The organism is Hyphomonas jannaschiana VP2, from assembly GCF_000685215.1.
Taxonomy (GTDB): domain Bacteria; phylum Pseudomonadota; class Alphaproteobacteria; order Caulobacterales; family Hyphomonadaceae; genus Hyphomonas; species Hyphomonas jannaschiana.
Genome location: NZ_ARYJ01000010.1, coordinates 81,718 through 104,208, shown reverse-complemented (window position 1 = coordinate 104,208; position 22,491 = coordinate 81,718). Strand labels below are relative to the sequence as shown.

Sequence of the window (22,491 nt, the reverse complement as noted above, 5' to 3'; positions counted from 1 at the left end):
CACGAGCCTCGTGAGGATCGATTGGTGTCGCAAATATCGCTTTTTCGCAGGAATCTGCATGACCTCATCGGAGGTGTTTGCGTGCAAATCCAATGAAAGATTGGGCGATTGATGGATCAAGAGAGAATCCTCGCGCCAAAATTTTTCAGCTTTCCCGGAATGCACTAACAAGAATACCTGGTAACCGCGTGAAAGGAGCGCGATATGGCCAAATTCATACCGGTCGACCCCTTCGACATCGTGATTTTCGGGGGAACCGGCGATCTATCACGTCGCAAGCTCCTTCCGGCCCTGTTCCACCGCTGGCTTGACGGGCAGATTCCAAAAAACAGCGCCATAGTCGGCGCGGCGCGCTCGGACCTTGATGACAAGGCCTATCGCGCGATGGCCCGGGAGGCTTGCGAGAAGGCGACTGGCGAGAACTGGGACGACAAGGAATGGAGCAAGTTCGAGAAGCTGATCCATTACGTCTCGATTGATGCAACAAACACAAAGGAAGACTGGGCGCCGCTGAAATCCAAGCTGACCATGGATGGGGAGCGCCCCTGCGTCTTCTATCTGGCAACGGCTCCGGGGCTTTATGTGGAGATCTGTAACGCGCTCGGCAAGGAAGGGCTTGCCGCAAGCAATACGCGGGTCGTTCTGGAAAAGCCAATCGGGAAGGATCTTGAATCCGCCCGGGCCATCAATGACGGCGTTGGCGCCGTCTTCTCAGAGCGGCAGGTGTTCCGGATCGACCACTATCTCGGCAAGGAGACGGTTCAGAACCTGATGGTCCTTCGCTTCGGGAATATCCTGTTCGAACCGCTCTGGTCACGGAACTATATTGACCATATCCAGATCACTGTTGCGGAGGATCTCGGCCTGGAAGGTCGGGCGGACTACTACGACCGGTCTGGCGCGCTGAGGGACATGGTACAGAACCATATGTTGCAGCTGCTGTGCCTGACAGCGATGGAACCACCGAACCAGCTGGATGACGACGATGTCCGGACGGAAAAGATCAAGGTCCTCAACGCGCTGATGCCGATCCACGGAGAAGCGGCAAAAAAGCAGACTGTACGGGGCCAGTACAAAGCGGGGATGAAGGGCGGAGAGGCTGTCAAAGGCTATGCCGAGGAGCTCTCCGGCGTCGACAAGAGCGACACGGAGACCTTCGTTGCCATCAAGGCCGGGATCGACAATTGGCGTTGGGCGGGCGTGCCGTTTTACCTGCGTACCGGTAAGCGGATGTCCCACCGGCATTCAGACATTGTGATCCAGTTCAAGAAGACGCCGCACTCTCTGTTCGGCGAAGGCAATGACATGGCCAACCGGCTGGTCATCCGTCTCCAGCCCGATGAAGGCGTCCGCCTGTTCGTACAGATCAAGGAGCCGGGGCCTGGCGGGCTGCGGGTCAAATCCATGCCGCTGAACCTGTCTTACGCGGAAAGCTTCACAGTCCGCTATCCGGACGCGTATGAGCGCCTGTTGATGGATGTCGTGCGTGGCAACCTGTCCCTGTTCATGCGGAAGGAAGAAGTCGAAGCGGCCTGGGCATGGGTGGATACGTTGATCGAGGCCTGGGAGCAGGCAGGAGGCTCGCCCGAGCCTTATCCGGCTGGTAGCGACGGGCCGCTGGCGGCTGCCATGCTGATGGATCGCGATGACCGCGCATGGTGGGAAGGGTTGTAGACGGATGAAACATGAACTGGTCCGTTTCGAGACGCGTGAAGCCGCGCTGGATTTCGCCGCGAAGTTCGTCGCTGGTGGACTGCAGCGCGCAATTGCCGATCGAGGCCGAGCGGATTTCATGACGTCCGGCGGTTCCACGCCCGGGCCGCTCTTCGACCGCCTCTCGGACTGGTACCTGCCTTGGGAATGTGTGAGTGTCGGCCTGGTGGATGAGCGCTGGGTGCCATTGGATCATGATTTTTCCAATGAAGCACTGGTCCGGACGCGCTTGTTGAAAGGGGCTGCGGGTGCCGCAGGGCTCATCCCGATGAAGACTGTGGCAGCCGCCCCCCGAGACGCGGTGCCCGACCGCAATGCCGCCTATGCGCCGCATTGTGCGCCGGCAGATATGCTCCTGCTTGGTATGGGCGGCGACGGGCATACGGCGAGTTGGTTTCCCGGGGCAAAGGGACTCGAAACGGCTCTGACACCGGCGGATGGCGAAACAATTGCAGCGATCGATGCAACCGGTTGTCCCGGCGCGGGTTCAAATACACAGAGACTGACATTGACAGGTCCGGCGGTCACCTCGGCCCGCATGGCATTGATGTTGTTGTTCGGTGATGAGAAGCTGGACGTTCTGGAGCGCGCGCTGAAGTCTGACCCGATGGACATGCCCGTCCGGTACGCCATCGACAAGCTCGGGCCGCGTCTCACAATTATATGGGCACCCTGAGATGACCAACCTGCATCCGAAAATCGCTGAAGTCACGGAACGTATCCGCGAGAGGTCGGCTGAGTCCCGGGCGGCGTATCTGGAGATGATCCGTGCCCGGCGGCCGGATGGCTTTGCCCGGGGGCATCTGACAGAAGGCAATCTTGCACATGCCTCAGCCGGATGCGCCGTTATTGAAAAGACCCAGCTGCTTGGCGCAGGCTGGCCCAATATCGGAATTATCACGGCCTATAATGACATGTTGTCAGCCCATGCGCCGTTTGAGCATTATCCCGAAATCATCCGTGAAGCCGCCCGTGAAGTGAACGCTGTCGCGCAAGTGGCAGGCGGCGTGCCAGCCATGTGTGATGGGGTAACGCAGGGCCAGCAGGGCATGGAGTTGTCGCTGTTCTCGCGGGACGTGATCGCCATGGCCTCTGCCATCGGTCTCAGCCATGACGTCTTTGATGCGGCCCTGCATCTGGGCGTCTGCGACAAGATCGTTCCGGGGCTGGTCATCGCGGCGCTGCGCTTCGGCTGGATCCCGTCCATCTTTGTGCCGGCCGGGCCCATGCCCTCCGGCCTTCCCAATCCAGAAAAGATCCGTATCCGTCAGTTATTTGCAGAGGGAAAGGTGGACAGGCGTGCGCTCCTGAAGGCGGAAGCGGAAAGCTATCATGCGCAAGGCACCTGCACCTTTTATGGCACGGCAAATTCAAACCAGATGCTGATGGAGGTGATGGGCTTTCATCTGCCAGGTGCAGCCTTTACCAATCCCGGCACACCGCTGCGGACGGCGCTGACCAAAGCGGCGGCTCATCGTGCTGCAGCGATTACCGCACAAGGGGAGCATTACCTGCCGGCCGGTGAACTCATCGACGAGCGATCCATCGTCAATGGTATCGTTGGCCTGATGGCGACAGGTGGTTCAACCAATCATGCCCTGCACATTCCAGCCATGGCGGCCGCAGCAGGCATCATCGTCACGCTGGAAGATTTTGCGGACATCAGCCATGTCACACCACTGCTCACCCGGATCTATCCAAACGGACCGGCAGATGTGAACCATTTCCACGCAGCGGGTGGCATGGGATTCGTAGTACGCGAATTGCTCGGAGCGGGACTTCTGAACGGAGAAGCGCGAGGCGTTGCCGGGCCGATCTCGGACTATTCTCACGAACCGTTCCTGGACGGAGACAAGGTTTCCTGGCGGCCAGCCCCCGAAGAAAGCGGGGATCACGACATTATCCGGCCAGCCAGTGATCCATTTTCGTCCGATGGCGGACTTAGGCTGATGACAGGGCCGCTCGGACGCGGTGTTTCCAAAGTCTCTGCCGTCAAGCCGGACAAGCGCGTGCTCGAAGCGCCGGCGATCGTCTTCGAATCCCAGGAAGCGCTGAAAGAGGCCTTCGAAGCCGGGCGCCTCGACCGGGACTTCGTCGCGGTGGTTCGGTTTCAGGGGCCGGCGGCAAATGGCATGCCTGAGCTGCACAGTCTGACGCCGCCACTGGGCGTGTTGCAGGATCGGGGCTTTAAGGTGGCCCTCGTCACTGATGGGCGCATGTCCGGTGCCAGCGGCAAAGTGCCGTCTGCCATTCATGTCAGTCCGGAGGCGGCGCGTGGAGGTCCGCTGGCCCGCGTCCGTGACGGCGACATGATTGTGTTCGATGCAGAAAAGGGCACACTCGACATCAAGGTTGATCCTTCGGAATTTGCCGCGCGACGCCCGGCGGAGTTCCGGCCGAATGCCTCGTCCGTCGGGCTGGGACGCGAGATGTTCTCCTATTTCCGGCAGATGAGCGGGACGGCAGACACAGGGGCCAGCCAGTTCGAATTTGTCGCCGGGGAGGCTAAGCCTTGAGTGAAGACATTCTGGTGGGAGATGTCGGCGGAACGCATGTCCGTTTCGCCATCGCCCACCGGCAGGGCGGCAAGATTGTGACAGGCAGCTTTGTAAAGTTCGCCGGGGATGATTTTGACGGCATTGACGACGTCCTGTCCGCTTATCTTAACCAGTCAGGCGCCCGCGCCGACCGGGCCTGCTTCGCGCTGGCAGGGCCAGTGCGGCATGGGGAGGTCACGCTGACCAATCGCGGCTGGCATGTGTCTGAGCAGACCCTGCAGACCCGGTTCGGCTTCAGCGATGCGCGGCTGATCAATGATTTCACGGCGATGGCGCGGGCAGTACCGGAGTTGGAACCGGATCGTTTCGAACCGATCCTGCCCGGGACACCGGACCCTGAGGCGCCGGTCATTGTTGCCGGGCCGGGCACCGGTTTTGGCGTGGCCACGCTGATTCCAGATCACGGAGACTGGAATGTGCTGACCGGAGAAGGCGGTCATATGGCTTTTGCGCCCCGAAGTGAGCTGGAGTTTCAGCTGGCAGGCATCCTCCTCAGGAAGTTTGGCTATGTCTCCAATGAGCTGGTCGCATCCGGAACGGGACTGGTGCCAATCCATGAAGCATTTTGCGAGATCTACGGCCGGCCGGTCGAAGATTTGTCGCCTGCCGACATGCGCGAGCGTGCGGATGCAGGAGACGAGATGTATGTTCAGCTCATTCTCGTCCGGGCCTGTACGGTGATGGGGGCGGTCGGCGACCTCGCGCTGGCCAATGGCGCGCTGGGAGGCGTCGTGCTGGCAGGCGGCGTGACGGAGCGGATCGTCGACTTTTTGCGGATGCCTGAAGCGGCCGATCGGTTCCGGGCACGCGGACCCATGAGTGATTTTCTCGAAAACTGCCCGGTCGTTCTGATGAAGGATCCGGAAGCGCCACTTATCGGGGCAGCGGCATACTATGATCAGGAGCTACGCAAATGACTTCGCCTCTTACCGCACTGAGACTTGCGGTCGCCAAGGCTCCCATTGTGCCGGTGCTTGTGGTGAGCGATGTGGCGCAGGCCGCGCCGCTTGCGAAAGCCTTGCTGGAAGGTGGTTTAACCACTGCAGAAGTCACACTTCGGACGCCGGCGGGGATTGGGGCGATTGCGGCGATGAAGGCGGCGGCGCCGGACCTGCTGGTGGGGGCCGGGACGGTGCTGAGCGGAGAGGATGTTCGCAACTCTGTCGAGGCGGGGGCGGACTTTCTCGTCTCGCCGGGCATGAGCTCCGGCCTCCTGGCGGCGCTGGGTGAGCACAGGCCGCTGATGATCCCCGGTGTGGCCACGGCGAGCGAAGCGATGAGCCGGCATGAGGAAGGCTTTGAAATGCTGAAGCTTTTCCCGGCGAACATTGCCGGTGGCGTGCCGGCGCTGAAGGCGCTGGCCGGGCCTCTGCCGCATCTTCAGTTCATGCCCACTGGCGGCGTGAGTGCCGAGAATGCCGGGGAGTATCTGGCCTTGAAGAACGTCGTGGCTGTCGGCGGGTCGTGGGTCGCGACGCAGGCCGACGTTGATTCTGGTGACTGGCAAGGCATCTCGCGCAAGGCCAGGGAGGCCTTAAGCGCGATCAGCTCATGACTATAGCGGACTAAGCCGGACCTGTCCGGACTTGTCGCTGACTAGGAACGACCGAAAACGCGCTCGAAAATCGTGTCGACCTGCTTGAAGTGATAGTCGAGGTCAAAGAGGTCCTCGAGCTGTTCCTTGGTCAGCTTCGCCATCACGTCTTCGTCCTTCTGGAGCAGGTCCAGAAGCGGGCCTTCGCCGCCCCATGTCTTCATCGCGTTGCGCTGGACCATGCGGTAGGAATCCTCCCGGCTGTTGCCGGCCTCGACGAGGGCGAGCAGGACGCGCTGCGAATTGTGCAGGCCGCCCATGGAGTTCAGCGTCTTCAGCATCCGTTCCGGATAGACCACCAGGTTTTCGACCACACCGGCGAGGCGGTGCAGGGCGAAGTCGAGGTGGACGGTGGCGTCCGGACCGATGCCGCGTTCGACGGAGGAGTGGGAAATGTCCCGCTCATGCCAGAGCGCGACGTTTTCGAGCGCCGGGGTGACGGCTGAGCGGACAAGACGGGCAAGGCCGGTGAGGTTCTCGGTCAGTACCGGATTGCGCTTGTGCGGCATGGCGGACGAGCCCTTCTGGCCGGCCGAGAAATATTCCTCGGCTTCCAGCACTTCCGTGCGCTGAAGATGGCGCACTTCGGTGGCGAGGCGTTCGATCGAGGAGGCGATCACGCCCAGCACGGCGAAATACATGGCGTGGCGGTCACGCGGGATAACCTGTGTCGAGACCGGCTCAATGGCGAGGCCCAGCTTTTCGGCGACGTGCGCTTCGATTTTCGGATCGATATTGGCGAAGGTGCCGACCGCGCCGGAGATGGCGCAGGTGGCGACTTCTTCGCGCGCGATCAGAAGGCGCGCACGGGCGCGCTGGAACTCGGCATGGAAGGTGGCGAGCTTCACGCCGAAGGTCGTCGGTTCGGCGTGGATGCCGTGGCTGCGCCCGATGGTCGGGGTCAGCTTGTGTTCGAAGGCGCGCTTTTCGAGGGCAGCCAGCACCCGGTCGATGCCGGTCAGCAGCAGGTCAGCGGCGCGCACCATCTGGACGTTCAGGCAGGTGTCGAGCACATCCGAGGACGTCATGCCGAGGTGCAGGAAGCGGGCAGGCTCGCCGACATGTTCGGCGACATTGGTCAGGAAGGCGATGACGTCGTGCTTCACTTCCCGTTCGATCTCGTCGATCCGGTCCACCTCGAACGCAGCCTTCTCGCGAACGGCCGCCGTGGTGCCTTCCGGGATGATGCCGAGGTTTTCCATGGCCTCTGCGGCGAGGGTCTCGATTTCGAGCCAGATGCCGAAGCGGGATTCCGGAGACCAGATGGCGGCCATTTCGGGACGGGTATAACGGGGGATCATGGCGGATTCCTGATGTTTGGGCCGGATTGTTCGCGCCCCTAATACGCCGAACCGTCTGGTTTGCCACCCCCTGTGGCAGGTCGCACGCTTGCCGGAAAACCCGATCCCCGCGAAGGATAGGGATACGCCGGATTGGCGAAGAGTGTGGCCGCCCGGATAGGGTTACGCTAAGTTGAGGGCGTATGATCGCTTCCAGAAGGAAGCGGCCTGTATGAAGGGGACATATGGGAAGGGGACTTGGAATGAGCAGAATTCTCACCTTGTCAGTCGCCAGCCTTGTGCTGGCGGGAGCGGCCGCCGCGCAGGGCACAGGCGACTATCCGGCCGATGCGGCACCCGGATCGTGCTATGCGCGGGTCCTGATCCCCGAAACCTATGAAATCCAGACCGAGCAGGTGCTGGACCAGCCAGAGCACACCGAAGCGCGTGTCATTCCGGCGACTTATGAGACGGTAATCCAGCGTGTGCTGGTGAAGGAGCAGGCGCTAACCTATCGCGTGGTGCCGCCGGTCTATGAAATCGAGACCGAACAGCTGCTGGTCGTGCCGGAGCAAACCGAGACGGTCGTGATTCCGGCCGAGTACGAGACTTTTACCGAACGGGTTCTTGTGCGCCCTGCCTATGTCACCTGGAAGCCCGGCGCCGGGCTGTTCGGGCGCCAGCCATCCGGTGAAGATAACATCACCCTCGCCACGGGGGAGGTTCTGTGCCGTGTGGAAGTGCCGGCGCAGTATGACACGGTCAGCCGGACACGCCTGAAAACGCCTGAACGTGTTGAAACACGTGTGATTCCCGCGCGGTTCCGTACGATCGAGCGGCAGGTCCTGCGGGAGCCGGCCCAGGTGGTGGAGGAAATCCTCCCGGCGGAATACGAAGAGGTCGAGGTCCAGCGCCTTGTGACGCCGGAACAACAGGAAACGATTGTCGTGCCGGCCACATACAAGACGATCGAGAAGCGGACCGTCACCGGCGGTGGAACGGTCGAATGGCGCGAAGTCCTGTGTGATTCCAATGCGACCAAGGCCAAGATCGCCGAGGTTCAACGGGCGCTGGCGGCGAAAGGCTATAAAGTCCAGGCCGATGGGGTTTTCGGTCCGGCGACGCTGAATGCGATGGAGGACTGGCAGGAAAAAAACGGCCTGCCGGTTGGATACCTGACCATCGGGACGGTTGAGTCGCTGGGCGTTTCGCCCGACTAGCCGAGATTTGGCGGATGTTTGGGGGCAGGCGTGCCTTCCGGACGGGCATTTGTCGCCATCAGCCGTGACGCACAGCCGCACATGCAGGCCCGTGAGGTGGCCGAAAGCAGACTTTAAGATAAGTCTCACCGTTATGTGGCGTGGATGTGTTGCGTGGATGGCAAAACCGTCCTAATCCGGCGCCAGCACAGGCTAGGAGGCCCTCTCTCATGTCGGACATCGAACGGCTGGCGCTCGACTATCTACCGGTCATCATTTTTCTGGTGCTCGGTGCCGTGATTTCGGGCCTTTTCGTGGTTGGCTCTTTGCTGCTGGCCCCCTCCGAGCCTGATCCGGAAAAGAACTCCGCCTATGAATGCGGTTTCAACGCCTTCGATGACGCCCGTATGAAGTTTGACGTCCGGTTCTACCTGGTCGCCATTCTGTTCATCATCTTCGACCTTGAAGTGGCCTTCCTGTTCCCGTGGGCGATCAGCCTCGGCAAGATCGGGCTGCTCGGCTTCTGGTCGATGGTTGTCTTCCTGGGCGTGCTGACCGTTGGCTTCATCTACGAATGGCGCCGTGGCGCGCTGGAGTGGGAATAATGGCCGAAGACTTCAAGACTTACGCGCTGGGCGGCGCCCGTTCGGGCGTCGAAGGCGGTTTCAAGCCCGGACAGGACGATCCGTTCTATTCCGGCCTGTCCGACCAGCTGGCTGACAAGGGCTATTTCACGGCGGCGGCCGATGATCTCATCACCTGGGCGCGGACCGGCTCCCTGATGTGGATGACCTTCGGTCTCGCCTGTTGCGCTGTTGAAATGATGCATGCCGGTAACCCGCGCTACGACCTTGAGCGCTTCGGCATGGCGCCGCGCGGCTCACCCCGCCAGTCGGACGTGATGATCGTCGCGGGCACGCTGACCAACAAGATGGCCCCGGCCCTGCGCAAGGTCTACGACCAGATGCCGGAGCCGCGCTACGTGATCTCGATGGGCAGCTGCGCCAATGGCGGCGGCTATTACCATTACAGCTACAGTGTCGTGCGCGGCTGTGACCGGATCGTGCCGGTCGACATCTATATTCCGGGCTGTCCGCCCACCGCTGAGGCTCTCGTGTACGGCTTCCTGCAGCTGCAGAAGAAGATCCGCCGGGAAGGCTCGCTGGAGCGCTAGGGGAAAGACATGCTGAACCAGGACGCCATCGACGCCCTCAAGGATCTCGGCGAACATATCGCCGCTTCGCGCGCGGATGCGGTGAAGAGCTTCCACATCAACATGGACGAGCTGGTCGTTATGGCCGAGCGCGACCACATTGTGGGTCTGCTGCGCTTCCTGCGCGAAGACCCGCAGTGCGATTTCGAAACGCTGATCGACATTTGCGGCGTGGACTATCCGGAGCGCGGCGAGCGCTTTGAGGTCGTCTACCACCTGCTGTCGATGCACCTGAACCACCGTGTCCGGGTGCGCGTGTCGACCGATGAAGACACCGCCGTGCCAAGCGCCTGCGCCGTATGGCCGGCCGCCAACTGGTTCGAGCGCGAAGCCTTCGACATGTATGGCATCCAGTTCGCCGACCACCCGGATCTGCGCCGCATCCTCACCGACTATGGCTTTGAGGGCTATCCGCTGCGCAAGGACTTCCCGCTGACCGGCAATTACGAAGTCCGCTATGACGACCTTGAGAAGAAGGTGGTCTACGAGCCGGTGCAGCTCGTACAGGAATACCGCAACTTTGACTTCCTCTCCCCGTGGGAGGGCATGACGTCCCAGATCCCCGGCGACGAGAAAGCGACGGAGTCGTAAGACATGGCCGACACCGCTCACATCTCCGAAATGGAAGACCGCAAGTTCACACTGAACTTCGGGCCACAGCACCCGGCCGCGCACGGCGTGCTGCGCATGATCCTCGATCTCGACGGTGAGGTCGTGACTCGCGTCGACAGCCATATCGGCCTGCTGCACCGCGGCACCGAGAAGCTGCTGGAGTACAAGACCTACCTGCAGGGGATGCCGTATTTCGACCGGCTCGATTACTGCGCCCCGATGAACCAGGAACATGCCTGGTGCCTGGCGGTCGAGAAACTGCTCGGCCTTGAAGTGCCGCGCCGCGGCAGCCTGATCCGCGTGCTCTATTCCGAAATCGGCCGGATCATGTCGCACATGCTGAACGTGACGACGCAGGCCATGGACGTCGGCGCGCTCACCCCGATCACCTGGGGCTTCGAAGAGCGCGAGAAGCTTTGCGTCTTCTACGAACGCGCCTCCGGCAGCCGCATGCACGCCGCTTACTTCCGCCCGGGCGGCGTCCACCAGGACCTGCCGCAGGCGCTGCTGGATGACATCTCGGAATGGTGCGAGCAGTTCCCGAAGAAACTCGACCAGATCGAGGGCCTGATCACCGAGAACCGCATCTTCAAGCAGCGTAACGTCGACATCGGCGTCGTGGACGAGAAGACAATCATGGACTGGGGTTTCTCCGGCGTGATGGTCCGCGGATCCGGCTATGCCTGGGACCTGCGCCGTGCCCAGCCTTATGAGTGCTATAACGAACTCGACTTCAAGGTTCCTGTTGGCCGCAACGGCGACAATTACGACCGCTATGTCTGCCGCATGGAAGAGATGCGCGAGTCGACCAAGATCATGCAGCAATGCATCGACATCATGAACCGCGAAGGTCCGGGGCCGGTCCTGGCGAAGGGCTCGAAAGTATCGCCGCCGCGCCGCGCCGAAATGAAGAACTCGATGGAAGCGCTGATCCATCACTTCAAGCTCTACACCGAAGGTTTCCACGTGCCGGAAGGCGAGGTCTATGCCGCCATCGAAGCGCCGAAGGGCGAGTTCGGCGTCTACCTCGTGTCCGACGGCACCAACCGTCCGTATCGCGCGAAGATCCGCGCGCCGGGCTATCCGCACCTTCAGGCGATGGATCACCTTTGCGTCGGCCACATGCTGGCCGATGTCTCGGCCGTTCTCGGGTCCCTCGATATTGTGTTCGGGGAGATCGACCGCTGATGTCCGCAGTAGAAATATTTCATCCGTCTCAGGATGAAATCGAATTGTATTTTGCAGGAAGGATCGAGTAGTGGCACTGCGCCGTTTTGATCTTGAGGCTGGTGGCGATACGTTTGCCTTCAAGCCGGAAACGGAAGAGAAGATTGCTTTCTGGCGGGGCAAGTACCCGGCGGAAAAGCAGCGCTCGGCCGTCATCCCCATGCTGTGGCTTGCCCAGAAAGACAATAATGGCTGGCTGTCCGAGCCGGCAATGCGCGAAGTCGCCGACCGGCTGGAAATGCCCTATATCCGCGTCTATGAAGTCGCGACCTTCTACACGATGTTCCGCCTTCAGCCGGTCGGGAAATACCACGTCCAGCTTTGTGGCACGACGCCGTGCCAGCTGCGCGGGGCCGAGAAGCTGAAAGAAGTCTGCCAGAAGGAAATCGGCGACATCATGTATGTCACCGACGATGGCCGTCTCTCGTGGGAAGAGGTGGAATGCCTCGGGGCCTGCGTGAATGCGCCGATGGTGCAGATCAATGACGACTATTACGAAGACCTGACGCCGGAAACGCTGTCGCAGATCCTCGGCAAGCTGAAGAATGGCGTCGAAGTCGCGCCAGGCCCGCAGATTGATCGCGTGAACAGCGCGCCGGAAGGTGGTGCAACCACGCTGACCGATCCTTCGCTGTTTGACGGCAGCCGGAATTCGGTTGCCACGCTACCGAACCTGCCTTCCGCCGAGCCTGCAGAGGCCGAAGCTGCCGGCAAGCCCGAGGCGGCTGCGCCGACCAATACGAAACGCGAAGAGCCGGTCGCTTCCAACACGAAGACGACGCTGATTGATACGGGCAAGAAGGTTGAGACAGGTGAGCGCCCGGCCGCTGTGACGATCGATCCGGCTTCTTATGACGACCTGAAGCGCATCAAGGGCATCGGCCCGAAGAATGAAGACGCGCTCAACGAGCTCGGCATCTACACCTTCAAGCAGATCGCCGAGTGGACGCCGGAAAATGTCGACTGGGTCGAAGACTTCATGAGCTTCCCCGGGCGCATTGAGCGCGAAGACTGGATTGCCCAGGCGAAAACGCTGGCCGAGGGCGGCGAAACGGAATTCTCCAAGCGCGTGGATGCGGGCGACGTCCCCTCCAGCCAGGAAGATGAGGACTAGGCCATGTTGCAGGACAAGGATCGCATCTTCACCAATCTCTACGGTCTGCATTCGCCGGAACTCGACGCGGCGAAGAAGCGGGGCGCATGGCACCTGACCAAGGAAATCCTGGATCAGGGACCTGACTGGATCTGCGACCAGATCAAGGCGTCCGGCCTGCGCGGCCGTGGCGGCGCCGGCTTCCCGACGGGCCTGAAGTGGACCTTCATGCCGAAGGAAGTGCGCGACCGTCCGCACTATCTCGTCGTCAATGCCGACGAGTCCGAGCCCGGCACGTGTAAAGACCGTGAAATCATGCGCCACGATCCGCATCTTCTGATCGAAGGCTGTATGATCGCGTCGCGCGCGATGCGGGCACACAAATGCTACGTCTACCTGCGCGGCGAATACATCAACGAGCGCCACGCGCTCGAAAAGGCCGTCAAGGAAGCCTATGAGGCGAAGCTGATCGGCAAGGACAATGTGAACGGCTGGGATTTCGATCTCTACGTCCACCACGGCGCCGGCGCCTATATTTGCGGCGAAGAGACTGCCCTGCTGGAAAGCCTGGAAGGCAAGAAGGGCCAGCCGCGCCTGAAGCCGCCATTCCCGGCCAATGCCGGCCTCTATGGCTGCCCGACGACCGTGAACAATGTGGAATCGATTGCTGTTGCCGGCACGATCCTGCGCCGTGGCGCCGAATGGTTCGCCGGCTTCGGCCGCCCGAACAATACCGGCACCAAGCTGTTCTGCATCTCCGGCCATGTGAACAAGCCGTGTAACGTCGAAGAAGAGATGTCGATCACCTTCCGTGAGCTGATCGATACGCATTGCGGTGGTATTCGCGGCGGCTGGGAAAACCTGAAGGCCGTGATCCCGGGTGGGTCGTCGGTTCCGATGGTGCCCGCCGAGCAGATCATGGACGCCTATATGGACTTCGACACGCTGCGTGACCTGAAGTCCGGCCTCGGCACGGCGGCCGTGATCGTGATGGACAAGGATACCGATCTCATCAAGGCGATTGCCCGCCTCGCTTACTTCTACAAGCATGAATCCTGCGGCCAGTGCACGCCGTGCCGTGAAGGCACCGGCTGGATGTGGCGCGTGATGGAGCGCATGGCGAAGGGCGAAGCCGAGCACGACGAGATCGACACGCTGCTGGACGTGACCAAGCAGGTGGAAGGCCACACGATCTGCGCGCTTGGCGACGCAGCGGCCTGGCCGATCCAGGGCCTGATCCGTCACTTCCGGCCGGAAATCGAAGACCGCATCAACCAGTACAGACTGCCGCGCGCCATGGTGCAGGGCGCAGTCGTTGCGGCGGAGTAGGGCGGATGAAAACCCCAGTGACAGTCGGGTGGAGTGTACTGGTTGCCCTCGGGTGCGGGATCTTCGCTATAATGGCTGCGGAGACCGCTTCTAGCTATTCGAGAATGACCGACGAATACTTTCGTTCTGCGGAGCGAATGACTTGGGTTCTCAGCGCAATTCTTGGCGTTTTAGCGATTGGCGGAGTTATATCTTTCTTCTATTCGCGTGCGTTGGTTGTCGTGGCTGGTATTGGAATCGTTGCGGTAGCAGGTGCCGTGGCCATTTCCGCTATTAACGGCCTGACAGACACCGTTTTTCTGTGCGCCATTTTCTCTTTCATTGCAGCCGTTTCGATATGGTTGTGGCGTGGTGTTATGAGACGCATGCGCAAATTGGCAATCAATCCTGCCGAAGAGTTCTGACCATGACTGACCTGTTCAAAATTAATATCGACGGCAAGGAAATCGAGGTTCCGAAGACCTACACGCTGATGCAGGCGTGTGAGGAAGCGGGCGCCGAGATTCCGCGCTTCTGCTATCACGAGCGCCTGTCCGTGGCGGGCAACTGCCGCATGTGCCTCGTGGAGTGGGAAGGCGCGCCGAAGCCGATTGCGTCCTGTGCGCAGAATGTCGGTGACATGCGCCCGAACCGTGACGGCTCGCCGCCGAACATCCGCACCAAGGGTGCCTATGTCGACAAGGCCCGCAACGGGGTGATGGAGTTCCTGCTCATCAACCACCCGCTGGATTGCCCGATCTGCGACCAGGGCGGCGAGTGTGACCTGCAGGACCAGGCCGTGGCCTATGGCCGGGCCGGCAGCCGTTACGAAGAAAACAAGCGCGCCGTCGAAGACAAGAATATGGGGCCGCTGGTCAAGACGATCATGACCCGCTGCATCCAGTGCACGCGCTGTGTGCGCTTCGTCGCGGAAGTCGGCGGTGTTGAAGAGATCGGCATGATTTCGCGCGGCGAGAGCGCAGAGATCACGACCTATCTCGAGAAAAATCTGACGTCGGAGCTTTCCGGCAACGTGATCGACCTGTGCCCGGTCGGCGCGCTGACCTCGAAGCCCTACGCCTTCAATGCCCGTCCGTGGGAGCTGCGCAAGACGTCCTCCATCGACGTGATGGACGCCATGGGCGCCGCCATCCGCGTCGACGCCAAGGGCGACGGTGTGATGCGCATCATGCCGGAAGTGAACGAAGATATTAACGAGGAGTGGCTGTCCGACAAATCCCGCTTCGTGTGGGATGGCCTCGCCCGCCAGCGCCTCGATACGCCTTATGTCCGCGTCGATGGCCGCCTGAAACCGGCGAGCTGGGGCGAGGCTTTTGCTGCTGCCAAAGAGGCGCTGTCGAAGCCGGCCGAGAAGATCGGCGTGGTTGCGGGTGACCTGATCGAAGTCGAGCAGGCCAAGGCTGCGCTTGACCTGTTCCGCTCGCTCGGCGTCCAGAACACCGATTGCCGCCCGGCTGGTGCGAAGTACGGCACAGATGGTGTGCGCGAGCACTATATTCTCAACCCGACTCTGGCCGGTGTGGAAGAAGCGGACGCGCTGCTGCTCGTCGGCGTCAATCCGCGCGTCGAAGCCGCTGTCTGGAACGCCCGTATCCGCAAGACCTGGCTCTGGGCCGACCTGAAGGTTGCCCTGATCGGCGAAGCGGCTGACCTGACCTATGACTACACCCACCTCGGCAACAGCGCAGACGCGCTGAGCAAGGCTGAGACGGCCGAGTTCCTGAAAGGCGCCAAGCGCCCGATGATCGTCCTCGGCGAAGGCGCGCTTTGCCATGACGATGGCGAGGCGATTCTGGCTGCCGCAATCAAGCTGGCCAACGAGACCGGCGCCGTCGCGGATGACTGGGCCGGCTTCGGCGTGCTGCACAATGCTGCTGGCCGCGTCGGCGCGCTGGATGTCGGCTTCGTGCCGGGTGAGGGCGGCGAAGCGACAGCTGAGATCCTGGGCGGCGGCAAGGAGACAATTGTCCTGCTCGGCGCCGATGACACGGACCTGTCCAAGACATCTGCCGCAACGGTCATCTATGTCGGTTCGCATGGCGATGCTGGCGCAAGCCGCGCGGACATCATCCTGCCGTCGGCGGCCTACACCGAAATGGCCGCCACCTATGTGAATACCGAAGGCCGTGTGCAGGTCACGTCGAAAGCCGTCCAGCCGAAAGGCGAGGCGCGCGAAGGCTGGGCCATCTTCCGTGCCCTGTCGGATGTGATGGGCAAGACTCTGCCTTACGACACGGTCGAAGCGCTGCGCGAAAGCCTGCGTGAGAATGCGGTGTTTGCAGGCATCGGCTACGCGCCGGGCGCTGCGGGTGCCGAAGCACTGAAGGCGGTTCCGGAAGGCGCGGGCAGCCTGTCCGGCACACCATTCACCCCGGTGATCGGAGACTTCTATCTGACCAATCCGATCGCCCGGGCATCGAAAACCATGGCGGAATGCTCCGCGCTGGCGACAGCGCTGGACACTCCGGTAGCAGCGGAGTAGGGCGGGCGCCATGAGTAACTATATCGAGTCTATGGGACAGCTCTGGGGCCCTCTGATGGTCCTCGGCCAGATTGGCCTCTTCACGCTGGTCCTGCTTCTCTCGATCGCATTCCTTCTGCTGCTGGACCGCAAGGTCTGGGCCGGCGTGATGATGCGGAAAGGCCCGAACGTGGTCGGCCCGTTCGGCCTGCTTCAGTCCTTCGCGGACTTCGGCAAGTTCCTTCTCAAGGAAATCGTTATTCCGGCAGGGGCGAACAAGTTCGTCTTCCTGTTCGCGCCGATCCTGACCTGTACGCTGGCTTTCGCCGCATGGTCCGCGATCCCGGTCGCACCGGGTACGGTGAGCGGAACGAGCTGGGTGATCTCGAACCTCAATGTCGGGATCCTCTATCTCTTCGCGATCAGCTCCCTCGGTGTCTACGGCATCATCATGGGCGGCTGGGCCTCGAACTCGAAGTACCCGTTCCTCGGCGCGCTGCGCTCTGCGGCCCAGATGGTGTCCTATGAAGTGTCCATTGGCTTCGTGATCATCACCGTGATCCTGATGGTCGGTTCGATGAACCTGACAGACATCGTCAACAACCAGGATGGCGGCTTCTGGAACTGGCACGTTCTGGCGTTCCAGAACTTCCCGCTGGTCATTGTCATGGTGCCGATGTTCGTCATCTTCTTCGTCTCGGCCCTGGCGGAAACGAACCGTCCGCCATTCGACCTGCCGGAAGCGGAATCCGAACTCGTTGCCGGTTACCAGGTAGAGTATGGCTCTACGCCGTACCTGCTCTTCATGCTGGGCGAGTATCTGAACATCGTCCTGATGTGTTCGATGATGACGATCCTGTTCCTCGGCGGCTGGCATGGCCCGATTGCCCTGGGAGACGATTTCGCCCGCGACCATCCGTTCCTGACCAGCTTCTCCGGGCTGTTCTGGTTCATGTTCAAAACTTTCTTCTTCTTCTTCCTCTTCGCCATGGTGAAGGCCATCGTGCCGCGCTACCGCTATGATCAGCTGATGCGCCTTGGCTGGAAGATCTTCCTGCCGACCTCGCTCGTCGCCGTGCTCGTGGTTGGCGGTTATGTCGCTTACATGGGAGTGCAGTCATGAGCCTCGCGCAGACCATCCGCGGCGCGCTGCTGACCGATTTCCTCGGGGCCTTCTGGCTGGCCACGGTGGAAATGTTCCGCCGCAAGGCCACGGTGAATTATCCGTTTGAAAAGAACCCGCTGTCGCCCCGCTTCCGCGGTGAGCATGCCCTGCGCCGCTATGCGTCCGGCGAAGAGCGCTGCATCGCCTGCAAGCTTTGCGAAGCGATCTGCCCGGCACAGGCCATCACGATCGAGGCCGAGCCGCGCGCAGACGGCGCCCGCCGCACCACGCGCTACGACATCGACATGGTGAAGTGCATCTATTGCGGCTTCTGCCAGGAAGCCTGCCCGGTGGATGCCATCGTCGAAGGGCCGAACTTCGAATTTGCGACCGAAACCCGCGAGGAGCTGTTCTATGACAAGGACCGCCTGCTCGCGAATGGCGACCGCTGGGAACGGCTGATCGCCAAGAATCTGGAACTTGATGCGCCTTATCGCTGAGGCGCTGAACTGAAACCTGCGGGGCGCAAGCCCTGCCAAGAAGGGGGCCTGAAGGGCTGTGGCATTCTACGCTTTCTGTGTGATCGCGTTTGTGACGGTTATCTCCGCACTGATGGTGATCCGTGCGCGGAACCCTGTTCACTCCGTATTGTGGCTGATCCTGACCTTCTTCTCATCGGCAGGACTGTTCGTCCTGATCGGGGCAGAATTTCTCGCCATGCTTCTGGTCGTCGTCTATGTCGGCGCCGTCGCGGTGTTGTTCCTGTTCGTCGTCATGATGCTGGATGTGGACTTCGTCGAGCTGAAAGACGGCACGCTTCGTTATTGGCCTTTCGCGATACTGGTTGGCATCGTGTTCGCGGCCGAGATCGTGATGGCGTCGGTGTTTGGCGTGCATTCGCTGCCGGACGCATTCGATGCGGCGCCGGGCGCTGACACCAACGCCGAGGCCATTGGTCAGGTCATGTACACGGACTACCTGCTGCTGTTCCAGCTGGCTGGTGTCGTCCTGCTCGTGGCCATGATCGGTGCCATCGTGCTGACGCTGCGCCACCGTCCGGAAACCAAACGCCAGAACATTGCCAAGCAGACGTCCCGCCGCCGCGGCGATGCCTATGAATTGAAGGACCCCAAGCCGGGGCAGGGGATCTGATACCTATGGAACTCGGTCTTTCCCATTATCTCGCGGTGTCAGCCGCCCTGTTCACGATTGGTGTCGTCGGCATCTTCGTGAACCGGAAGAACATCATCGTCATCCTGATGGCGATTGAGCTGATCCTGCTTTCGGTGAACCTGAACCTGGTGGCCTTTTCGGTCTTCTCCGGCACCATCGCCGGGCAGATCTTCGCCATGCTCGTGCTGACTGTCGCCGCCGCCGAGGCCGCTGTCGGCCTTGCCATCCTGGTCGTCTACTTCCGTAACCGCAGAGACATCTCGGTCGAGAACGTAGACATGATGAAGGGCTAGGCCGGTATGCTACCTGACGCACTCCTCCTCTTTATCGTTCTCGCGCCGGGCCTCGTGGCCCTGACCGGTCTGGTTCACAAGATCATTGGCGACAAGATCGTCATGGTTGCGACCACAGGTGTTGTCCTCACGGCCGGCGCGCTGTCGCTGTTCCAGCTGTTTGCCTATGCTGCCGGTGTCGGCGGACATGGCGGTGAGGCGCATGGCGCGGCCGAACACGGCGCTGCCATTACCCAGCACATCATCACACTGATGCCCTGGATCAATGTCGGCGACTTCCACGCCAACTGGGCCATCCGCGTCGACACACTGTCCATCGTCATGATGGCCGTGATCACCGGCGTGTCCGGCCTCGTGCACCTCTATTCCTGGGGCTATATGAGCGAGGAGCCGCATAAGGCGCGCTTCTTCTCCTACCTGTCGCTCTTCACCTTTGCGATGCTTATGCTGGTGACGGCGGACAACTTCATCCAGCTCTTCTTCGGCTGGGAAGGGGTTGGCCTCGCGTCTTACCTGCTGATCGGTTTCTGGTACCAGAACAAGGCGCCGAACGATGCTTCCATCAAGGCTTTCGTGACGAACCGGGTTGGCGACTTCGGTCTCGCACTCGGCATCATGGCCGTGTTCTGCATCTATGGCACGGTCGAGTTCGGTCCCTTCCTGAACGCGCTGCGCGAGAACACGATGGTCACGCCGATTGCCTTTGCCGAGGCAGCCCCGGCACGCGAAGTGATCATGGAATTCCTTGGCCACCGTGTCTGGGCGGTCGAAGTGATCGGCGTGCTTCTGTTCATCGGCGCGATGGGCAAGTCGGCGCAGTTCTTCCTGCACGTCTGGCTGCCGGACGCCATGGAAGGCCCGACGCCGGTTTCCGCCCTGATCCACGCCGCAACCATGGTGACCGCAGGTGTCTACCTCGTCTGCCTCCTGTCGCCGCTGTTCGAGTACACGCTCGTCGCTGCAGGCATGGTGACGGTGGTGGGTGCAGTCACCGCGCTCTATGCTGCCACAGTCGGCATGGCGCAGAACGACATCAAGCGCGTCATCGCCTATTCGACCTGTTCGCAGCTTGGCTACATGTTCTTCGCCGCCGGTGTCGGCGCGTATGAGGCGGCGATGTTCCACCTCTTCACGCACGCCTTCTTCAAGGCGCTCTTGTTCCTTGGCGCAGGCTCCGTCATTCACGGCATGCACCACGAGCAGGACATGCGGAAAATGGGCGGCCTCGCCAAGTTCATGCCGCTGACCTATGCGGCCATGATGATCGGCACGATTGCCATCATCGGTCTGGGTGTTCCGCACACGAAACTCGGCTTCGCAGGTTTCTTCTCGAAGGATGCGATTCTGGAGAGCGCCTTTGCAGGCGGTGTCGAGCATGTCGCCTTCGGCCAGATGGCTTTCTGGTTCGGTATCGTCGCGGCCTTCCTGACCAGCTTCTACTCCTGGCGCCTCATCTACATGACGTTCCATGGGCCGATGGCTTCGGAAGAGGCGCACGACGATCATGCGCACGCACATGATGCCCATGATGACCACGCTCATGATGATCATGGGCACGGCCATGATCACACGCCGCATGAGAGCCCGCCGGTCATGTTGATTCCGCTCGGCCTGCTGAGCCTCGGTGCGATCTTCTCGGGTCTCTATTTCTACGACTACTTCGTCGACCATTCGAACGAGGCCTTCTGGGCCGGAGCGATCTACCGCGCGGCAGAGAACCATGTTCTCCACGCCCGCCATGAAGTGCCGGAATGGGTGATTTACGCCCCGCTGATCGTCACGCTGGGCGGTTTCGTGCTGGCCACGATGACGTACTTCTTCAATCGTGGCGTCGGGAAACGTATCGCCGACAGTGGCGGCCCGCTTCACTCGCTGTTCTACAACAAATGGTATTTCGACGAGATCTACAACGCGACGCTGGTGCGCGGGGCGGCCTTCCTCGGCAACATCTTCTGGAAAGCCGACAAGAAAGTCATCGACGGTGTCGGCGCTGACGGCATGACCGCGCTGACCCTGCTCAGTGCCCGCCGCCTGTCTGCCATGCACACCGGCCGTCTGTATCACTACGCATTCATTATTATTGGCGCAGCCCTCGTCTTCGGGGCGCTCATGTGGCTGAACGCCGGAGGGGCACACTAATGGGCGGGTTTCCCATTCTATCGGCGCTGACCTTCCTGCCGCTGGTTGGCGCACTGATCATCATGGCCGTGCGCGCTGCCACGGCTGGCAGCAGCTCGTCCGAGACGGCCAATGAGGGCCGCACGGCGCTTCTGGCAGGTCTCGTCATTTCCGGCGCGACTTTCCTGGTCTCGCTGGCCGCGTTCTTCTACTTCGATCCGGCGACGCCCGGCTATCAGCTGGTGGAGCAGCATGTCTGGTACCAGAATATCAGCTACAAGCTGGGCATCGATGGCCTGTCGCTGCCGCTGATCCTGCTGACGACTTTCCTGACGCCGATCTGCCTTCTGGCCAGCTGGAACTCGATCCACACCCGCGTGACCGAATATGTGGTCGCCTTCCTGGTGCTGGAAACCTTCATGATCGGCGTGTTTACTGCGCTCGATCTGGTCCTGTTCTACATCTTCTTCGAAGCCGGCCTGATCCCGATGTTCCTGATCATCGGTATCTGGGGCGGCAAGGACAAGATCTACGCCGCGTTCAAATTCTTCCTCTACACGCTGCTCGGCTCGCTGCTGATGCTGGTCGCGGTTGTGTACATGTACATCACCGCTGGCAGCTCTGACTTTGAAGTGCTGGAGAAGTTCGCCTTCGATCCGCACGTGCAGACCTGGCTCTGGCTGGCCTTCATGGCGTCCTTCGCGGTGAAGCTGCCGATGTGGCCTGTCCACACCTGGCTTCCGGATGCACACGTTCAGGCGCCGACGGCAGGCTCGGTCATCCTGGCGGGTGTCCTGCTGAAGATGGGCGGCTATGGCTTCCTGCGTTTCTCGCTGCCGATGTTCCCGGATGCGAGCCACCTGTTCCAGCCGGCCATGTTTGCGCTGGCGGTCATCGCCATCGTCTACACCTCGCTGGTGGCCTGGCGTCAGACCGACATGAAGAAGCTGATCGCTTACTCGTCCGTTGCTCACATGGGCTTCGTGACGCTCGGCGTCTTCTCGTTCACCGAAGTCGGTGTGCAGGGGGCGATCTTCCAGATGATCAGCCACGGCTTCATCTCCGGCGCGCTCTTCCTAATCGTCGGCGTCGTCTACGACCGTATGCATACCCGTGAAATCGCGGCCTATGGCGGCCTCGTGCACAAGATGCCGGTGTATGCCACCTTGTTCATGCTGTTCACGATGGCAAACGTTGGCCTGCCGGGCACGTCTGGCTTCATCGGTGAGATCCTCACCATGGTCGGCGGCTTCCAGGCCTCCACCTGGGCGGCGGCTGGTGCAGCCCTCGGCGTGATCTTCTCGGCTGTTTACATGCTGACGCTCTATCGGCGCACCGTGTTCGGCCAGATCACCAATCCGGATCTCAATGGCCTCAAGGACATGAACCGGATCGAACTCGTGACTATCGTCCCACTGGCGCTGCTGACACTGCTCTTCGGTGTCGCGCCCAACCTGATCTTTAACCTGACCGAGGGTGCTGCGCTGAGCATTCTCTCGCTGATGGCCGGAGGCTGATCGCCC

General features: G+C 61.2%; 21 protein-coding genes. 20 read left to right on the top strand and 1 reads right to left on the bottom strand.

The genetic code is table 11. From position 1 onward, the window contains the following. Positions 1–204 precede the first annotated feature (204 nt). From zwf to eda, 5 genes are read left to right on the top strand one after another with little or no spacing between them, the layout of a single operon-like run. Positions 205–1,674 (top strand): glucose-6-phosphate dehydrogenase, encoded by a 1,470-nt coding sequence (zwf, locus tag HJA_RS14225; RefSeq protein WP_035583451.1) that lies wholly within the window; start codon positions 205–207, stop codon positions 1,672–1,674. 4 nt (positions 1,675–1,678) lie between these two features. Further along, entirely contained in the window at positions 1,679–2,389 is a 711-nt protein-coding gene (gene pgl / locus HJA_RS14220) for a 6-phosphogluconolactonase (protein ID WP_035583449.1), read from the top strand. Between the two features lies 1 nt (position 2,390). Continuing rightward, a complete protein-coding gene (gene edd, locus HJA_RS14215; protein WP_035583448.1) occupies positions 2,391–4,229 on the top strand; it encodes a phosphogluconate dehydratase in 1,839 nt (612 codons plus the stop codon). Continuing rightward, the gene (locus tag HJA_RS14210; RefSeq protein WP_035583447.1) at positions 4,226–5,188 is read left to right on the top strand and encodes a glucokinase; all 963 of its coding nucleotides are present in this window, start codon (positions 4,226–4,228) and stop codon (positions 5,186–5,188) included. Before edd ends, HJA_RS14210 begins: the two co-directional genes overlap by 4 nt. After that, positions 5,185–5,826: a bifunctional 4-hydroxy-2-oxoglutarate aldolase/2-dehydro-3-deoxy-phosphogluconate aldolase gene (eda, locus tag HJA_RS14205; protein ID WP_035583443.1), complete on the top strand. Its 642-nt coding sequence runs from the start codon at positions 5,185–5,187 to the stop codon at positions 5,824–5,826. The genes HJA_RS14210 and eda overlap by 4 nt, the downstream gene beginning before the upstream one ends. A 41-nt stretch (positions 5,827–5,867) precedes the next feature. Here eda and purB read toward each other — a convergent pair whose 3' ends face one another. Beyond that, the gene (gene purB, locus HJA_RS14200; RefSeq protein WP_035583441.1) at positions 5,868–7,166 is read right to left on the bottom strand and encodes an adenylosuccinate lyase; all 1,299 of its coding nucleotides are present in this window, start codon (positions 7,164–7,166) and stop codon (positions 5,868–5,870) included. Between the two features lie 242 nt (positions 7,167–7,408). Between purB and HJA_RS14195 the strand changes: the two genes are divergently transcribed. The 15 genes from HJA_RS14195 to HJA_RS14125 all read left to right on the top strand — a co-directional run bounded on the left by HJA_RS14195 (position 7,409) and on the right by HJA_RS14125 (position 22,485). Beyond that, the gene (locus HJA_RS14195) at positions 7,409–8,365 is read left to right on the top strand and encodes a peptidoglycan-binding domain-containing protein (RefSeq protein ID WP_035583439.1); all 957 of its coding nucleotides are present in this window, start codon (positions 7,409–7,411) and stop codon (positions 8,363–8,365) included. Positions 8,366–8,583: 218 nt separating this feature from the next. Beyond that, complete coding sequence (locus HJA_RS14190; protein ID WP_375210548.1) at positions 8,584–8,949, top strand: NADH-quinone oxidoreductase subunit A; 366 nt, start codon at positions 8,584–8,586, stop codon at positions 8,947–8,949. Continuing rightward, positions 8,949–9,518, top strand: coding sequence for a NuoB/complex I 20 kDa subunit family protein (locus HJA_RS14185; protein WP_035583437.1), 570 nt, complete (start codon positions 8,949–8,951; stop codon positions 9,516–9,518). Before HJA_RS14190 ends, HJA_RS14185 begins: the two co-directional genes overlap by 1 nt. Positions 9,519–9,527: 9 nt before the next feature. Continuing rightward, a complete protein-coding gene (locus tag HJA_RS14180; RefSeq protein ID WP_035583435.1) occupies positions 9,528–10,148 on the top strand; it encodes an NADH-quinone oxidoreductase subunit C in 621 nt (206 codons plus the stop codon). Between the two features lie 3 nt (positions 10,149–10,151). After that, positions 10,152–11,357 (top strand): NADH-quinone oxidoreductase subunit D, encoded by a 1,206-nt coding sequence (locus tag HJA_RS14175; protein ID WP_035583434.1) that lies wholly within the window; start codon positions 10,152–10,154, stop codon positions 11,355–11,357. A gap of 70 nt (positions 11,358–11,427) precedes the next feature. After that, complete coding sequence (gene nuoE / locus HJA_RS14170) at positions 11,428–12,510, top strand: NADH-quinone oxidoreductase subunit NuoE (protein ID WP_035583432.1); 1,083 nt, start codon at positions 11,428–11,430, stop codon at positions 12,508–12,510. Between the two features lie 3 nt (positions 12,511–12,513). Further along, positions 12,514–13,818, top strand: a complete 1,305-nt coding sequence (gene nuoF / locus HJA_RS14165; RefSeq protein WP_035583430.1) for an NADH-quinone oxidoreductase subunit NuoF — start codon at positions 12,514–12,516, stop codon at positions 13,816–13,818. Between the two features lie 71 nt (positions 13,819–13,889). Continuing rightward, complete coding sequence (locus HJA_RS14160) at positions 13,890–14,222, top strand: hypothetical protein (protein ID WP_155840016.1); 333 nt, start codon at positions 13,890–13,892, stop codon at positions 14,220–14,222. 11 nt (positions 14,223–14,233) lie between these two features. Next, a complete protein-coding gene (gene nuoG / locus HJA_RS14155) occupies positions 14,234–16,300 on the top strand; it encodes an NADH-quinone oxidoreductase subunit NuoG (RefSeq protein WP_035583482.1) in 2,067 nt (688 codons plus the stop codon). Between the two features lie 10 nt (positions 16,301–16,310). After that, entirely contained in the window at positions 16,311–17,402 is a 1,092-nt protein-coding gene (gene nuoH / locus HJA_RS14150; RefSeq protein ID WP_035583427.1) for an NADH-quinone oxidoreductase subunit NuoH, read from the top strand. Then, on the top strand, positions 17,399–17,884 hold the full coding sequence (gene nuoI / locus HJA_RS14145) for an NADH-quinone oxidoreductase subunit NuoI (protein WP_035583426.1): 486 nt from the start codon (positions 17,399–17,401) through the stop codon (positions 17,882–17,884). Before nuoH ends, nuoI begins: the two co-directional genes overlap by 4 nt. 112 nt (positions 17,885–17,996) lie before the next feature. Further along, the gene (locus HJA_RS14140; RefSeq protein WP_051597729.1) at positions 17,997–18,536 is read left to right on the top strand and encodes an NADH-quinone oxidoreductase subunit J; all 540 of its coding nucleotides are present in this window, start codon (positions 17,997–17,999) and stop codon (positions 18,534–18,536) included. 5 nt (positions 18,537–18,541) lie between these two features. Further along, positions 18,542–18,850: an NADH-quinone oxidoreductase subunit NuoK gene (nuoK, locus tag HJA_RS14135; protein ID WP_035583422.1), complete on the top strand. Its 309-nt coding sequence runs from the start codon at positions 18,542–18,544 to the stop codon at positions 18,848–18,850. A gap of 6 nt (positions 18,851–18,856) precedes the next feature. Continuing rightward, positions 18,857–20,989 (top strand): NADH-quinone oxidoreductase subunit L, encoded by a 2,133-nt coding sequence (gene nuoL, locus HJA_RS14130; protein ID WP_035583420.1) that lies wholly within the window; start codon positions 18,857–18,859, stop codon positions 20,987–20,989. Beyond that, positions 20,989–22,485 (top strand): NADH-quinone oxidoreductase subunit M, encoded by a 1,497-nt coding sequence (locus HJA_RS14125; protein WP_035583418.1) that lies wholly within the window; start codon positions 20,989–20,991, stop codon positions 22,483–22,485. The genes nuoL and HJA_RS14125 overlap by 1 nt, the downstream gene beginning before the upstream one ends. Positions 22,486–22,491: the final 6 nt, after the last annotated feature.